The organism is Nonomuraea rubra (genome assembly GCF_014207985.1).
GTDB classification, from domain to species: Bacteria; Actinomycetota; Actinomycetes; order Streptosporangiales; family Streptosporangiaceae; genus Nonomuraea; species Nonomuraea rubra.
The window spans coordinates 2,502,073-2,517,378 of sequence record NZ_JACHMI010000001.1 but is presented as its reverse complement, the minus strand read 5'-3'; the positions used below and the strand labels follow the sequence as shown (position 1 = coordinate 2,517,378).

General features: G+C 71.2%; 15 protein-coding genes. 6 read left to right on the top strand and 9 right to left on the bottom strand.

Annotated features, from left to right (window positions below):
• Position 1 precedes the first annotated feature (1 nt).
• On the top strand, positions 2-1,531 hold the full coding sequence (locus tag HD593_RS11410) for a glycoside hydrolase family 13 protein (RefSeq protein WP_185102142.1): 1,530 nt from the start codon (positions 2-4) through the stop codon (positions 1,529-1,531).
• On the opposite strand, the gene HD593_RS11405 is transcribed toward HD593_RS11410, so the two are convergent.
• Genes HD593_RS11405 through HD593_RS11395 form a run of 3 tightly spaced genes read right to left on the bottom strand, consistent with a single transcriptional unit; the run spans position 1,494 to position 4,575 of the window.
• The gene (locus HD593_RS11405; protein ID WP_185102141.1) at positions 1,494-2,657 is read right to left on the bottom strand and encodes an MFS transporter; all 1,164 of its coding nucleotides are present in this window, start codon (positions 2,655-2,657) and stop codon (positions 1,494-1,496) included. The genes HD593_RS11410 and HD593_RS11405 overlap by 38 nt on opposite strands.
• Positions 2,654-3,121 carry an acyl-CoA thioesterase gene (locus tag HD593_RS11400; RefSeq protein WP_312903432.1) on the bottom strand — a complete coding sequence of 156 codons (468 nt, stop codon included), beginning with the start codon at positions 3,119-3,121 and terminating at the stop codon, positions 2,654-2,656. The genes HD593_RS11405 and HD593_RS11400 overlap by 4 nt, the downstream gene beginning before the upstream one ends.
• A 23-nt stretch (positions 3,122-3,144) precedes the next feature.
• Positions 3,145-4,575 (bottom strand): MFS transporter, encoded by a 1,431-nt coding sequence (locus tag HD593_RS11395; protein WP_185102140.1) that lies wholly within the window; start codon positions 4,573-4,575, stop codon positions 3,145-3,147.
• Positions 4,576-4,649: 74 nt separating this feature from the next.
• On the opposite strand from HD593_RS11395, the gene HD593_RS11390 reads away from it, so the two are divergent.
• A complete protein-coding gene (locus HD593_RS11390; RefSeq protein ID WP_185102139.1) occupies positions 4,650-5,549 on the top strand; it encodes an SDR family oxidoreductase in 900 nt (299 codons plus the stop codon).
• 6 nt (positions 5,550-5,555) lie between these two features.
• On the top strand, positions 5,556-6,374 hold the full coding sequence (locus HD593_RS11385; RefSeq protein WP_185102138.1) for a MaoC family dehydratase: 819 nt from the start codon (positions 5,556-5,558) through the stop codon (positions 6,372-6,374).
• Between the two features lie 46 nt (positions 6,375-6,420).
• Here HD593_RS11385 and HD593_RS11380 read toward each other — a convergent pair whose 3' ends face one another.
• Positions 6,421-7,032 carry a TetR/AcrR family transcriptional regulator gene (locus HD593_RS11380; protein WP_185102137.1) on the bottom strand — a complete coding sequence of 204 codons (612 nt, stop codon included), beginning with the start codon at positions 7,030-7,032 and terminating at the stop codon, positions 6,421-6,423.
• A 110-nt stretch (positions 7,033-7,142) separates the two neighbouring features.
• Here HD593_RS11380 and HD593_RS11375 point away from each other — a divergent pair, with 110 nt between their 5' ends.
• Positions 7,143-8,297: an acyl-CoA dehydrogenase family protein gene (locus HD593_RS11375; protein WP_185102136.1), complete on the top strand. Its 1,155-nt coding sequence runs from the start codon at positions 7,143-7,145 to the stop codon at positions 8,295-8,297.
• Between the two features lie 5 nt (positions 8,298-8,302).
• The gene (locus HD593_RS11370; protein WP_185102135.1) at positions 8,303-10,387 is read left to right on the top strand and encodes an acetate--CoA ligase family protein; all 2,085 of its coding nucleotides are present in this window, start codon (positions 8,303-8,305) and stop codon (positions 10,385-10,387) included.
• Here the strand turns inward: HD593_RS11370 and HD593_RS11365 are convergent.
• The 4 genes from HD593_RS11365 to HD593_RS11350 are packed head-to-tail and all read right to left on the bottom strand — an operon-like array spanning position 10,374 to position 12,746.
• Complete coding sequence (locus HD593_RS11365) at positions 10,374-10,577, bottom strand: nickel-binding protein (RefSeq protein WP_185102134.1); 204 nt, start codon at positions 10,575-10,577, stop codon at positions 10,374-10,376. The two genes, HD593_RS11370 and HD593_RS11365, sit on opposite strands and share 14 nt — an antisense overlap.
• 44 nt (positions 10,578-10,621) lie before the next feature.
• A complete protein-coding gene (locus HD593_RS11360; protein ID WP_185102133.1) occupies positions 10,622-11,749 on the bottom strand; it encodes a thiolase C-terminal domain-containing protein in 1,128 nt (375 codons plus the stop codon).
• Entirely contained in the window at positions 11,746-12,153 is a 408-nt protein-coding gene (locus tag HD593_RS11355; RefSeq protein WP_185102132.1) for a Zn-ribbon domain-containing OB-fold protein, read from the bottom strand. Before HD593_RS11355 ends, HD593_RS11360 begins: the two co-directional genes overlap by 4 nt.
• A 56-nt stretch (positions 12,154-12,209) precedes the next feature.
• Positions 12,210-12,746 carry a VOC family protein gene (locus tag HD593_RS11350; protein WP_185102131.1) on the bottom strand — a complete coding sequence of 179 codons (537 nt, stop codon included), beginning with the start codon at positions 12,744-12,746 and terminating at the stop codon, positions 12,210-12,212.
• Positions 12,747-12,898: 152 nt separating this feature from the next.
• Here HD593_RS11350 and HD593_RS11345 point away from each other — a divergent pair, with 152 nt between their 5' ends.
• Positions 12,899-14,209 carry an MFS transporter gene (locus HD593_RS11345; RefSeq protein WP_185102130.1) on the top strand — a complete coding sequence of 437 codons (1,311 nt, stop codon included), beginning with the start codon at positions 12,899-12,901 and terminating at the stop codon, positions 14,207-14,209.
• A 290-nt stretch (positions 14,210-14,499) separates the two neighbouring features.
• Here HD593_RS11345 and HD593_RS11340 read toward each other — a convergent pair whose 3' ends face one another.
• Entirely contained in the window at positions 14,500-15,306 is an 807-nt protein-coding gene (locus HD593_RS11340) for a hypothetical protein (protein ID WP_185102129.1), read from the bottom strand.

Here is a 15,306-nt window from a genome sequence, read left to right as displayed (position 1 = left end):
CATGGATATCCCCTGGTGGCGTGACGCAGTCGTCTACGAGATCTATGTCCGCAGCTTCGCCGACGCCTCGGGAGACGGCGTCGGCGATCTGGCGGGGGTGCGCGAACGCCTGCCGTACCTGCGGCGGCTGGGTGTCGACGCGATCTGGCTGACGCCGTTCTACCGCTCCCCCATGGCCGACGGCGGCTACGACGTGGCCGACTACCGCGACGTGGATCCGCTGTTCGGCTCGCTCGGCGACTTCGAGGCGCTGGTCGCCGACGCGCACGAGCACGATCTGCGGGTGATCGTGGACATCGTGCCCAACCACAGCTCCTCCGAGCATCGCTGGTTCCAGGCGGCGCTGCGCGGCGAGGGACGCGAGCGGTACATCTTCCGCGACACCGTCAACAACTGGCAGTCCACCTTCGGCGGGCCGGCGTGGACGCGGGTGGCCGACGGGCAGTACTACCTGCACCTGTTCGCGCCCGGGCAGCCCGACTTCAACTGGCGCAACCCCGAGGTGCACGCCGAGTTCCTCGACGTCCTGCGGTTCTGGCTGGACCGTGGCGTCGACGGCTTCCGCATCGACGTGGCGATGGGCCTGTACAAGGCGGAGGGGCTGCCCGACGTGGGCGACCAGTCGTTCAAGTCGGTCTCGCCGGTGTGGGGGCAGCCGGAGGTGCACGGCGTCTACCGCGACTGGCGGCGGGTGCTGGACGCCTATCCGGGCGAGCGCATGGCCGTGGGCGAGGTGTGGACCGACAGCCCGGAGGACCTCGCCCTCTACCTGCGGCCCGACGAGCTGCACCAGAGCTTCAACTTCGCCTGGCTGCAGGCGCCGTGGTCGCCGACGGCGTTCAGGAAGGTGATCGACGACACCGTGTCCACGGTGCCGTTCGCGACCTGGGTGCTGTCCAACCACGACGTCGTACGCCATCGCACCCGCTACGGCACGGCCGACCCCGGCACGGGCCTGGCGCGGGCCAGGGCGGCGCTGCTGGTGATGCTGGCGCTGCCCGGCTCCGCCTACCTCTACCAGGGTGAGGAGCTGGGGCTGCCCGAGGTGACCGACCTGCCGGACGAGGCCAGGCAGGACCCGGTGTTCTTCCAGTCCAAGGGCAAGCTGCCGGGGCGCGATGGGTGCCGGGTGCCGATCCCGTGGACGGTGGACCCGCCCTCCCACGGGTTCTCGCCCGGCGGGGTGGAGCCGTGGCTGCCGCAGCCGGAGTCGTTCGCGGAGCTGAGCGTCGAGAAGCAGGAGGGTGATGCGGACTCGACGCTGGAGTTCTACCGGCGGGCCCTGGCCTGCCGCCGTGAGCTGGTGCGGAGCATTCCTTACACGCTGGAGTGGCTGGATTCTCCCGAGGGAGCGCTTTTCTTCACCCGCGGGCCGCTGATCTGCGCCATCAACTGCGGCAGCGAGCCGGTACGGCTGCCGGAGCACGAGGAGGTGCTGCTGTCGAGCGCGCCGCTGAAGCGCGGGCTGCTGCCACCCGACGCGGCGGTGTGGCTCAGGAGCGCCTCGACCGCTCCCAGCGCCGGGGAATGACGGGCAGCGAGGCCACGGCGCAGGCCAGCCCCGCCGCGAAGCCGGCCCAGTAGCCGGCGCCGACGATCAGGGCTCCGGCCACCGGCGTGACGGCCAGGGAGACGGTGTTCTGGACCGTGTTGTGGGTGCCGAGCACCTTGCCCGCCCAGCCCGGCCCCGCCAGCTCGCCCGCCGCGAGGTAGGCCAGCCCGTTGCCCGACACCGTCATCACCGAGGCCAGCACGAGCGCCGCCACCCCGAGCCGGGTGGCGGTGAGCGTGCCGGCGACCAGCAGCGCCAGCACCGCGAGGTTGCCGAGGGTGAGGATCAGCAGGGGCCGCATGCGCAGGCCGACACGGTCGGACCAGCGCCCGGCCGCGACGCGGATCACGGCCCCGCCGATCGCGGCCACGCCGAAGAGCCGGCCGGCCGCCACGTCGTCCCAGCCGTAGGTCCTGACCAGGCAGTCCACGCCGTACGTGCTGACCACGACCTGGGGCACCACGTGCAGGGCGCTGGTGGCGTGCACCCGCCACAGAGCGGGCTGCCGGTACGGCGAGCCCGCTCGCTCCGCGCCCGGCCCGGAGATCGTACGCGGCGGCTCGGCCATGAACAGCGCGGCCAGCACGGCGGCCAGCAGGCTCACGCCGGAGCAGAGCAGCAGCACGCCCGGTAACCCGGACGACCGCGCCATGGGTGGCAGCGCGAAGGCGGCCACGGCCATGCCGAGGGTGAAGGAGACCTGGCGCACCCCCATGGCGACGCCGCGCTCCGCCGGCTCGAACCAGCGCAGCACGATGCGCCCGCCGCCCACCATCGCGGCCGAGCCGGCGGCGCCCGCCAGCGCCAGCAGCGTGATCACCGCCCAGGTGCTCCCCGCGAATGCCGTGGCGGCCAGCGACGCGGCGGCCAGGCCCACGCCGGCGCCCAGGACCAGCCGCTCGCCGTACCGGTCGGCGAGCGCGCCCCAGGCGACGAGGGCGAACATGACCCCGATGGCCGGGGCGTTGGCGATGAGGCCGCCTACGGGCAGCGAGACATTGAAATGTCGCAATATTTCGGGCATGACCAGGGGCAGGCCGAACAGCCCCAGGGTGACGCCGGCGTGCGCGTTGACGCCCAGCGCCAGCATCCACCAGCGTTTCATTCCGCCGCGTAGCGCTTCAGGATCGTCAGCTCGTTCTCGGTGAGCCTGCGCGGGGCGGCCCGTTCGACGTCGAAGGCCGCCATGACGGATTTGGCCGTCACGTAGAGGCCCTCGTCGTCGCGGATCTCGTACTGCAGGGTGAAACGCACCGCCCTGATCTCGGTCACCCAGGTCTCGACCCGCACCGGCTGCGCGCGGAAGCCCAGCGGGCGGCGGTAGTCGATCTCGTGCCGGGTCACGACCAGGCCCTTGAACGGCTCGTCGCCCGCGACGTACGGATCGAGGCTCAGCATGCCGAAGCGGGCGTCCTCGAGGTAGTCGAGGAAGCGCACGTTGTTCACATGCCCTTGGGAGTCGATGTCGCCGAATCTCACCGCGCGGGGGAAGATGTGCCGTTCGGGCGGGGTGCGTTCGGGCGGGGTGCCATCGGGCGGGGTGCCATCGGGCGGGGTGCTTTCAACCACGTCCGCCACCGTACCCGGCCGGGTCAGGTGGCTCGGCGGCGGGCCAGGCAGGACAGCACGGTCAGCACCGAGATCGCGGCCATGGAGCCCAGCGCCCAGCGGTAGCCGGTCACGAGTTGCTCGACCGCCCCGCCCTGGAGTTGCGCGAGCGTGCCGGCGAAGACGCTCTGGTGCAGCTCGGCGGGGAGCGGCGCGGTGATGATCGACAGGACCAGGCCGGTGCCGACGACGTTGCCGGTGTTCTGCAGCATGAGGCGCATGGCGTTGACGATGCCGAGCCGGTTGGAGGGCAGGCCGTCCAGGATGGCGGTGGTGTTGGAGGGCAGGAACACGCCCGAGCCGAGCCCGATGAGCACGAGCCCCGCCGCCACGGCCGCGTACGGCATGTCGGCCGACATCACCGACAGCATGACGACCAGCCCGCACGTGGTCGTCGCGGCGCCGGCCACGGCGAGCGTGCGCGCGCTCGTCAGGCGCTGCAGGAAGCCCGAGCCCACAGAGCCGATCATGGCGGCGACGGCCAGCGGCAGCACCTTCAGCCCCGCCTGTACGGGGTCGTCGCCGCGCACGGCCTGGAAGTAGAGCGCGACCAGGAAGACCATGCCCATGCGCGCCACGGCGTTGAGGAAGGAGGCCAGCGTGCCGAACGCGAAGGCCCGCTCCCTGAACAGGCTCAGGTCCACGACCGGATGCGCCGCCCGCGACTCCCTGAGCAGGAACAGCGGCAGCCCCGCCACGAACGCCGCCAGCCCGCCCAGCACCACCGGGTGATCCCAGCCGAGCCGGGTGAACTCCGACAGCGCCAGCAGCAGCCCCCCGAGGGTGGCCAGGACCAGGACGTTCCCCGGCCCGTCGAGCCCGCCCTCCCGCTCGGCCCTGGGCGGCCTGGGCAGCACCAGCACGCCCCACAGCAGGCAGACGAGGCCGACGGGCACGTTGAACCAGAACACCCACCGCCAGCCCAGGCTCTCGGCCAGCACGCCGCCCAGCGTCGGCCCGACCAGCCCGGCGATCGAGAACGAGGCCACGTACACGCCCATGCCCTCGCCCAGCCGCTCGCGCGGGAAGGCGTCGCTGATCAGGGCGGCGCTGTTGGTGAGCAGCATCGCGCCGCCCACCGCCTGCAGCGCCCGCATGACCACGATCACCCACGCGTTCGGCGCCAGGCCCGCGAGCAGGGCCGCCAGCGTGTACGTGGCCAGCCCCAGCAGGTACATCCTGCGCCTGCCGAACAGATCGGCCAGCCGGCCGAATACCACCATGAGCACGGTCGTGGTCAACTGGTAGCCCAGGAGGATCCAGCTCGCGGCCGTGGCTCCGGCCCCGGTGTGCCGGGCGATCTCGGGCAGCGCGACGTTGATGGCGCTGCCGCTGAGACCGGTCAGCACGCTCGCCAGGCTCACGACCGACAGTGTTCGCCAGGCGTCGCGGGTGGGGTTGGTCGTCGCCGGCAAGGGCTCTGTCCTTTCTAGATTTTAATACTAGAATCCAATTCAAATCGTCAGCCGGTCAAGGATCGAGGTGTCGGATGAGCGGGATCGTCGAAGGCCGCGTGGTGATCGTCACCGGTGCGGCCAGGGGCATCGGACGGGGACACGCGCTGGAGTTCGCCAGGCAGGGAGCGAAGGTGGTGGTCAACGACCTGGGCGCGGAGGTGGACGGCACCGGCTCGTCCGGCGCGGCCGCCGAGGTGGTGGCGGAGATCGAGGCCATGGGCGGGCAGGCCGTCGTCAACGGCGAGGACGTCTCCGACTTCGACGGCGCCGAGCGGCTCGTCCGCGCCGCCATCGACCACTTCGGAACCCTCGACGTGCTGGTCAACAACGCCGGCATCCTGCGTGACCGGATGCTCGTCAACATGACCGCCGACGAGTGGGACGCCGTCATCAGGGTGCACCTGCGCGGCACGTTCGCCCCGCTGCGCCACGCCGCCGCCTACTGGCGCTCCAAGGCCAAGGCGGGCGAGCGGGTGGACGCCCGGATCATCAACACCACCTCTTCCTCCGGCATCTACGGCAACCCGGGGCAGGGCAACTACGGCGCCGCCAAGGCCGGCATCGCGGGCCTGACGATCATCGCGGCCAGGGAGCTGGAGCGGTACGGCATCACCGTGAACGCCATCGCCCCCGCCGCGCTCACCCGCATGACCGAGAACCTCATGCCCGCCGGCGCCACCGGCGCCGACCCCGACGACATCGCGCCGCTGGTCGTCTGGCTCTCCAGCGCGGAGGCGCGCGGGATCACCGGGCGCGTGTTCAACGTGCGGGCCGGCAAGATCAGCGTGGCCGAGGGCTGGCACGCGGGGCCGGAGGCCGACAAGGGCAGCCGGTGGGACCCGGCCGAGCTGGGCTCCGTCATCCCCGCCCTGGTCGAGAAGGCCGCGCCGAACGCGCTGACCAACGGCCGCATCCCCGGACGGGAGGACTGACCCGCCATGGCACTCGACCACTCGCTGATCGGCGTCGAAGGGCCCGCGTACGAGCGCACGTGGACCGCGAAGGACACCATGCTGTACGCGCTCGGCGTCGGCGCGGGCACCTCGGAGCTGGAGTTCACCACCGAGAAGGAGCAGCGCGTGCTGCCCACGTTCGCCGTCCTGGCCGCCCAGGCGCCTGGGCGGCGGCTCGGCGACTACGACCCGGCCATGCTCGTCCACGCCGAACAGGGCTTCGAGCTGCACCGCGAGCTGCCGGCGGCCGGTGGCGTGCGGACCACGTCCCGCGTGACGGGGATCTACGACAAGGGCTCGGGCGCGCTGATCACCTCCGAGTCACGCGCCGTGGACCTGGCCGACGGGGAGCTCGTCATCGCCTCGCGCAGCTCGGTGTTCATCCGGGGCGAAGGCGGCTTCGGCGGGGACCGGGGGCCGCGCGACACCTGGACACCGCCCGACCGGGCGCCCGACCACAAGGTCACGTACTCGACCCTGCCCGAGCAGGCGCTGATCTACCGGCTGTCCGGCGACTACAACCCGCTGCACAGCGACCCGTCGTTCGCGGCCAGGGCGGGCTTCGACCGGCCCATCCTGCACGGGTTGTGCACGTACGGCGTGACGGGGCGGGCGCTGCTGCATGCCGTCGCGGGGTCCGACCCCGGGCGGTTCAAGGCCATGTCGGGGCGGTTCTCCAGCCCGGTCTTCCCCGGGGAGTCGCTCACGGTGTCGATCTGGGTGGACGGGACCGAGGTGCTGTTCAGGACCGCCAAGGACGACGGGACCGTGGTGATCGACCGGGGGCGCGCGACCATCGCCTGATACTCCGGCCCGGCGGGTCATCATCGGCCCGCCGGGCCCACTGGGCTCAGGTCTCGTCGAGGGCCCGGAGGGGGTCGAGGCGGTGGATCAGGGTCATGGCGGCCTCGATGACCTCCCGGGCCTCCTCCTCGGTGTCGGAGGTGGCGACCTCCCGGGCCGCCTCGCCGATGATGCTCGTCAGGACGGCCACCGTGAACCGATCAAGGGGGTCACCACCGGCACCCAGGAGCACCGCGTTCTGGCGGACCCACTCGCGCCCCCGCGTGCGGCGGATGAGCTCGAAGCCCGGCGGGCCGTCGCCGTCGATGAAGAGGCGGACCAGGTCGCGCCGCTCCCACGCCCCCGCGAGGTACGCCCTGGCCCCCGCGATCAGCAGCTCCACCGGGTCGGAGACCCCGTCCTTCCTGGCCTTGGCCACGCTGGAGGCCGAAGCCTGCTCGTGGGCGGCCTGGTGGTCCTCGTACAGGGCGAGGAAGAGCTCGGTCTTGCCGCCGAAGTGGTGGTAGAGGCTGCCGACGCTGGAGCCGGCGCGGGCGACGACCTCCGAGACGTTGGCCTCGGCGAAGCCGTGCTCGCCGAAGACCTCGCGCGCCGCCTGCAGCATGCTCTGGCGGGTCTGCGCCGTACGGCTCCACTCCCACGAGGACTTGCGTGCCATGGCAACCATCCTAGCCGCCGGAATTCTAGAATCAGATTCTTGACACAGAGCCGTAACAGTTGGAATGTCTTCCTAGAGAACGATTCTAGAAATAGCACCAGGAGGCGGCTGTGGACTTCTCGCTCACTCCCGAGGAACGCCAGATCCGCGACACCGTCCGCGCCTTCATCGAGAAGGAGGTCATGCCGCTGGAGCCCGAGGTCCTGCGCAACGAGCGCGAGGGCCGCCCGGGCCTGGACCCCGACGTGCTGCGCGATCTGCGCGCCAAGGCCAGGAAGTCCGGCTTCTGGGGGATCAACACCCCCGAGGAGTACGGCGGAGCCGCCCTCGGCCCGATCATGTCCGCGATCATCGCCATGGAGATCGGCCGGACGTTCGTGCCGTTCTCGTTCGGCGGCAGCGCCGACAACATCCTCTACGCCGGCACCGAGGAGCAGAAGCAGCGCTACCTGATCCCCACCATCGAGGGCGAGCGCCGTTCCTGCTTCGCGATCACCGAGCCCGGCGCCGGCTCCGACGCCCGCAACATCCGCACCAGGGCCGTCCGCGACGGCTCCGAGTGGGTGATCAGCGGCGAGAAGACGTTCATCACCGGCGGGAACGAGGCGGACTTCGTCATGGTCTTCGCCCTGGCCGGGGAGCACGGCGTCACCTGCTTCCTGGTGGACCGCGACATGGGCTGGAAGTCCGAGCCCATCCCCACCATGGGCCAGTGGGGCCCGGCCTCGCTCGTGTTCGAGGACGTACGGGTGCCGGAGGAGAACATCCTCGGCGAGCTCGGCAAGGGCTTCGAGCTGGCCATGCAGTGGATCGGCCAGGGCCGCTACATGATCCCGGCGCGCGCCATCGGCTCGGCGGAGCGCATGTTGCAGATGGCCGTCGACTACGCCAAGATCCGCAAGTCCATGGGCCAGACCATCTCCAATTACCAGGCCATCCAGTGGATGATCGCCGACTCCCAGGTGGAGATCGAGGCGGCCAAGTGGCTGACGCTGTACGCGGCCTGGCGGGTGGGCCAGGGCCTGGACGCCCGGCACGCCTCCTCGATCGCCAAGCTGAACGGCGCCGTCATGGCCAACCAGGTCGTGGACCGGGTGCTGCAGATCCACGGGGGCATGGGCTATACCAAGGAGCTGCCGATCGAGCGCTGGTACCGGGAGCTGCGCCTGCTGCGCATCTTCGAGGGCACCGACGAGATCCAGCGCCGTACGATCGCCCGCAACCTCATCAAGGGCCACGCCCGGCTCGGACTCATCGGGGAATGACGTACATGTCGGTTGGGGAGCTGTTCAATCCGCGCTCGATCGCCCTGGTGGGCGCCACGGACAAGTCGGGGTGGTCGATCAGCACGCTGGCCAACCTGCGTGCGCACGGCTTCCCCGGGCCCGTCCACCTGGTCAATCCGCGGGGCGGCGTGGTGCACGGCCAGGCCGCGTACCGGAGCCTGGCGGAGGTACCCGAGCGGGTGGACCTGGCGTACGTGATGGTGCCGACCGCGGCCGTGCTCGGCGTGCTGCGGGAGGGCGCCAAGCTGGGGATCCGGTGTTACGTGATCCTGACCGCCGGGTTCGGGGAGGCCGGGGAGGAGGGGGCGCGGCTGGAGGCGGAGATCGCGGCCTTCGCCGCCGAGAACGGGCTGACGATCCTCGGGCCGAACGGCAACGGCTACATCAACGCGGCCGCCGGCGTGACACCGTACGGGCTGCCCATCCCCCAGCCGCTGCTGCGCGGCGCTGTCGGCGTGGTGTTGCAGAGCGGGGCGCTGGCCAGCTCCGTGCTCGGGTTCGCGCAGGCCCGCAACGTGGGGGTCAGCCTCCTGACGTCCATGGGCAACGAGTCGGTCGTGACCGTCACGGACGTGATCGACTACCTGGTGGACGATCCGGCGACCAGGGTGATCGCGCTGTTCCTGGAGACGATCAGGAACCCGGCCGAGTTCTCCCGCGTGGCGCGGCGGGCCCTGGAGGCCGGCAAGCCGATCGTGGCGCTCAAGATCGGGCGCAGCAAGCTGGCCTCGCACACCGCGCAGGCGCACACGGGCGCGCTGGTGGGCGACGACGACGTCATCGACGCGGCGTTGCGGCAGCTCGGCGTGATCAGGGTGCGGTCGCTGGAGGACCTCATCATCACGGCCGGGCTGCTGGCGTCCTCGGGGCCGCTGCCGGGGCGGCGGGTCGGGGTCGTCACCCCGTCGGGCGGCGCCTCGGAGATCATCGCTGACCGGGCCGAGGACGAGGGGCTGGAATTGCCGCCGTTCGCGCCGGAGACGGTGGCGCGGCTGGCGGAGATCGTCCCGTCCTTCGGCACCGTGCAGAACCCGCTCGACGTCACCGGGTACGTGCTCATCGACCGGACCCTGCTCGGCCGGGCGCTGGAGGCGGTGACCGCGGACCCGGGGATCGACCTGATCATGCTGCTGTCGGAGCCGCCCAAGGTGGCGCCGCCCGACCCGGCTCCGGTGCTGGCCACGTACGCGGCCAGCGCGGGGAGGATCGCCGCCTCGCCGGTGCCGGTCGTGGTGGTGAGCAACGTGCTGACGGACGTGACCGAGTTCGGGCGGCGGGTGCAGGCGGAGACCGGGTTCCCTTACGTGGCGGGCGGGATCGAGCACGGGCTGCAGGCCATCGGGGCGGCCGTGCGCTGGTCGGAGCAGCGCGAGCGCGTCCTGTCCAGGCCCGCCGCTCCGCTCCCCCGCGCCGTGGCGCCGCCCGAGGGGGCGAGCGGGGTGTGGGCCGAGCATCGGGCCGCCGCACTGCTGGCCGCCGCCGGGCTGCCGGTGGTGCCGTCGGAGCTGGCCCGCGACGAATCGGCGGCGGTGGCGGCGGCCGAGCGGTTCGGCTCGCCCGTGGTGCTCAAGGCCGCCGCCGAGGGGCTCGGGCACAAGAGCGACGTCGGCGGGGTCCGGCTCGGGCTCGGCGGGGCGGAGGAGGTGCGGCAGGCGTACCGGGAGATCGTCGCCGCGGTGCCGTCGCTGGACGGCGTGCTCGTCCAGCCGCAGCGCCGTGGCGGGATCGAGCTGCTGGTCGGCGTCGTACGGGATCCGGCCTGGGGCCTCACGCTGGCCGTGGGGCTGGGCGGGGTCTGGGTGGAGGTGCTGCGTGACACGGCGCTGCGGGTGCTGCCGGTGGACGCCGGCGAGGTGCGTACGGCGCTCACGGAGCTGCGCGGCGCCGCGCTGCTGGACGGGGTCAGGGGCACCGAGCCCGCGGACCTGGACGCGGTGGCGGGCGTGGTGGCGCGGGTGGCGGCGTTCGCCGAGTCGCTGGGCGACGGGCTGGAGTCGCTGGAGATCAACCCGCTGCTGGTCAGCGGCTCCAGGGTCGAGGCCCTCGACGCGCTGATCACCTGGCGCTGAACCGGGACGGACGGCCCTTCGACGGCCCCGACGACAGGCAGAACACCTTCCCCGAGTCCGGGTCGAGCCAGGCGCGCTCGAAGTGCACCCCCTCCGCCTCCTCGATCGCGAGGTCACGCTCGTGGGCGGCACGGAGCTGCTCCTCCGTGACGCCCACGAACCCGCTGTGCACGTCCATGAACTTCGGCATGGCGCCTCCCTCCTCACCCGGAAGGCGTTCCATCCCGTTCCACGTCAGGGCAGGCGGTTGGCGAGCACCAGGGTGGCGGCCGAGGCGAACATCCCGCCGTTGCCCAGCACCACGCTGACCTCCACGTCCGGCACCTGGGCCGCCGCCTCGCCGCGGAGCTGGCGCACCGACTCCTGGATGGCGAACATGCCGTACATGCCGGTGTGCGTGTACGACAGGCCGCCGCCGTTGGTGTTCAGCGGCAGCCGCCCGCCGGGCGAGGTGTGCCCTTCCGCGATGAACGCGCCGGCCTCGCCCCGGCCGACGAAGCCCAGGTCCTCCAGGCCGTAGATGGGCACGTGGGCGAAGGCGTCGTACACCATGAGGTGGTCGACGTCCTCGTGCGTGATCTTGGCCTCGGCGAACGCGGCCTCGCCCGACAGGCGGAAGCCCTTGGAGGTGGTGAAGTCCTCCATCTGCGAGATGATCGGCGACTCGGCGGCCTCCCCCGAGCCCAGCAGGTGGACCGGGGAGCGGCGGGCACGCTCCGCCGAGGTGACGATCAGCGCGCCGCCGCCGTCGGTCACCAGGCAGCACTCCAGCAGGTGGAACGGGTAGGCGACCATCCGCGAGTCGAGCACGTCCTCGACCGTGATCAGGTCGCGGTACATGGCCCGCGGGTTGAGGTGCGCCCACCGCCGCTGCGCCACCGCGACCTCGGCGAGCTGCTCGTGCGTGAGCCCGGTCTCCTTCATGTACCGCAGCGCCGTGATGGTGAACGAGGTGGGCGGCCCGATCACCCCGTACGGCAGCTCGAACTGCCCCAGCAGCGAGTCGGCCCCCAGCCCGAACCGTCCGGCCCCCACCCGCGACCGCCCCGACTCGCCGTGCGTGATCAGCACGGTACGGCAGAGCCCGGCCTTGATCGCGGCGGCCGCGTGGCGGACGTGGAACAGGAACGACGAGCCGCCCACCCCCGTGCCGTCCAGCCAGGCGGGCGTGATGCCGAGGGCGTGGGCGATCTGGATCGGGCCGGGGGTGCCGACCGTGGCGACGCCGTCGATGTCGTGGATGGTCATGTCCGCGTCGGCGAGGGCGTTCCTGGCGGCCTCCAGATGCAGCTGCATCGTGGAGTGGCCGGGCAGGCGGCCCACCTCGTCGGTCTCGGCGGCGCCGGCGATCACGATGCTCATCGGGCGCCTCCTGCCGGCTCGAACAGCGGCACGCTGACGTCCCCGCGCCGCTCGAACACCACCTGGAGCTCCATATCGAGCTCCAGGTGCTCGGGGGTGTTCGGCACGCCGACGAGGTTCGTCATCATGCGCACGCCTTCCTCCAGCTCGACGACCGCGATGGCGTACGGGGCCTCGTCCTCGAAGCCGGGCGCCGGGCGGTGGTTGATCACGTAGGAGTACAGGGTCGCGCGACCGCTGGCGCGCACCCATTCGACCTCGTCACCGCCGCAGCGGGGACAGCTCGGCCGCGGGTAGAAGTAGTGCCGCGCGCACGGTTTGCAACGCTGGATCCTGAGCTCGCCCGCGGCCGTGCCGTCCCAGAACGGCTGGGTCTCCGGTGTGGGCTTAGGTGCCGGCTTCATCGGCCTCCCCAATCCTAGTTCTAGAATCCCACTCTAGATCTAGGTTCTGCCGGGGCTCAAGGGCTCGGGATGCCGTTGCCGTTCCTGCCCCGCCCCGCCAGCACCTCCTCCAGGCTCGGGCGCGACTCCCCCGCCTCGCGCGGCCCCGGCTGGGCGAGCTGGATCAGCACGCCGTGTGCCTCCTTGGGGTGCAGGAACACCTCCTGCCAGCGCACGTCGGAGCGGTTGAGCCCGTGCAGGCGGAAGCCGCGCTCGGTCAGCCTGGCCACGGCCGCATCCAGGTCGCCGACGTGGAAGTTCAGGTGGTGCACGCCGCCCCGGCCCCTCGTGAGCTCGAAGAAGCTGTCGAAGAACGTGGACCCGGCCAGCGGCTCCATCAGCTCGACCTTGTTGCCGTTGCCGTTGCCGTTGCCGTTGCCGTTGCCGTAGGTGAGCTGCAGGGTCCGGTAGCCGGCGACCCGGTTGTCGCCGCCACCGCCCAGATGCCGGCCACCGAGCAGATCGCGGTAGATCGGCAGCAGATCCCTGATCCGGGGCGCGGCCACGGCCGTGTGGTCGAAGTGCACTTCCAGCCCGTCCAGTTCCAGGTCCACGCGGGGGCTCCTCACACATTCGGAATCCTAGAATTTCATTCTAGCCGCTCACCCTTGACGGGTCCTCGCTGTGAGGAGCAGCATCACAGAAAGGAATTCTAGAGTTTGCTTCTAGAACGTACGGGGGTCCAGCCCGACCAGAAAGGCTAGCCATGAGGCTGTCCTACGTCCGTGAGCTCGACGAGTACCCGACCGGCGCCCGCCGCATGAAGATCCTCACGATGGCCGTGCTGGCCATCCTCATCGGCTCCTACGAAGGGCAGATCGCGCCCGTCGTCCCCCTGCTGCTCAAAGACCTCGACATGACGCTGACCATGTACGGCGCCGTGTCAGGCGCGGCGGCCGTGGCCGGCGCGATCGCCTCCATCCTCGGCGGCCGGCTCACCGACCGGCTCGGCCGCGTCCGGCTGCTCATCCCGCTCATGGCGCTGACGGCCGTGTGCTGCTTCGCCATGACCCTCGTGCACAGCCCGAGGGACCTGCTGATCGCCAGGATCGTGCTGGCGTTCGTGGACGGCGTGGCCATGGCCAGCACCGCGCCGCTGATCCGCGACTTCTCCCCGCGCCTGGGCCGGGCCCAGGCCTTCGGCTTCTGGACCTGGGGCCCCGTCGGCGCGAACTTCCTGGCCGCCGCCGTCGCCGGCTGGACCCTGCCGATCTTCAACGACTCGTGGCGCTCGCAGTTCGTCATCATGGGCTGCTTCTCGCTGGTCATCTCCGCGGTCATCGCGTTCAACATCGCGGACCTCTCACCCGAGCTGCGCGCCAGGATCCAGCACACCGAACGGGCCGGCACCGACGTGGTGGACCTGACGCAGCCGGCCCGCGTGCGCTCGCTGTTCATGCGGCGCAACATCTGGGCGCACGTCGTGGGGATCTCCCTGTGGCTGGTGCTCTACATCACGCTGTCGCTGTTCGGCCAGACGATGCTGGTCGGGGCGCTCGGCGTCAGCAGCGCCGAGGCGTCCACGATCATGGCGGCGTTCTGGAGCCTGAACCTGATCACGCTGATCGTGACCGGGCGGCTGTCGGACCGCACGCAGCTCCGCAAGCCGTTCTGCCTCGGCGGCACGGTGTCGGCCGTGATCGTCACCGGGTACCTGGCCGTCTCCCTCGGGCAGGAAGGCGTGTCCACCGGCACGCTCATGGTGGTGGGGGCGCTGCTCGGCGGGTCGCTCGGGGTCGCGTACGCGCCGTGGATGGCCAACTACTCCGAGGACGCGGAGGACGCCGACCCGCGGCTGCAGGGGACCGCTTGGGGGTTGTTCGGGTTCCTCAGCAAGGGGATCGCGGTGATCGGGCTGCTGGTCATCCCGCATGTGGTGGAGGCCACGAACTGGCAGACGTGGTTGTTCGTGGCGCTGGGGTGTCTCGTTCTGTTCGTTCCGGCGATCGTGATGTTCAACGGGCCGTGGCGGCGGCGGGCCGCTCCCGCGCCTGCCACCGTGGGTGCTGAGAGCTGATCTGGCCGGCACGGTCGTCCCGGCCGTGATCGTGTACCTGGCCGTGCGGTTCGACGAAGGGGCGCTGCCGCGTTCCGTTCATCTCGGAGAACGTGATGTTCGCCGGGATCCAGCGGCGGCGCCTGATCACCGGGTCTTCCAGCGGCGGGGCAAGATCGCCGGCTCCCCAGCCCCGACTCTCCAGCGCCGGCTCCCCAGCGCCGGCTCCCCAGCGCCGGCTCCCCAGCGGCGGACCCGAGCGTCGGCGCCCCCACCGCGTGGCCGACCCGCGCGTGCTCGCTCCCGCGCCGTCAACTCGGAAGGCGGAGGACTCTGCAGATGTCTTCGCTGCACAGCTCGCTGGTCGTATCGCGGGGGTCCGGAGCCTTGATGGACACCTTGCCGCCCCACTTGCTGTAGTGCGTGTCGATGTGGAGGGTCTTGCCCACCACCTCCTCCGGGCCGCCAGTGAGCGTGTACGTGCTCTGGACCCTGCTGACCAGCCCCGCCGGCGACAGCGTCAGGGTGTAGGAGATCTCGGTGTCGTCACCCCAGGAACTGTGGGCCGAGCCGTCGAACCAGACGGAGACTTCGCGGAGCTTCTTGAAGGTGATGCGACCGCTGACGATGCTCTCGCTTCTCTGCCCGTTCTTCAGCAGAGCCGCCAGAGTGGCCGGTTCCGTCGGGTTGACGAGCTGCAGATCGTCGCCGAGCAGCACGGTGTACCAGAGGTGCAGCTGGTGGGAGTCCTTCCACCACGTCTTGCCGCGGTGCTTGCGTAACTCCGCGACGAGACCGCCGGAGCGGTAGGCGGTACCGCCGATGTCATGGTTGAAGCCGATGACGCGTTCGCGCCCGTACTCGCCTCCGGTCGTGGTGATGTCCAGGGCCACGATCTCGCCCTTGGCGTTGAACCTGAGGTCTCCTTCGCGGCGGCGTTCCGCCCGTTCGTCGGTGCCCTCCATGAGGGTGGTCGTCTCGGTGATGTGCACGCCGCCCCCGGCCGCCAGAACGGCCTTCAACGCCCTGACGGGGTCCTTCGCCGCCACAGCCTGCACCGGGGCGGCGGCCGTCAGCAGGGCACCGCAGGCCACCAGCGCCGTGATCATCTTCCTCAT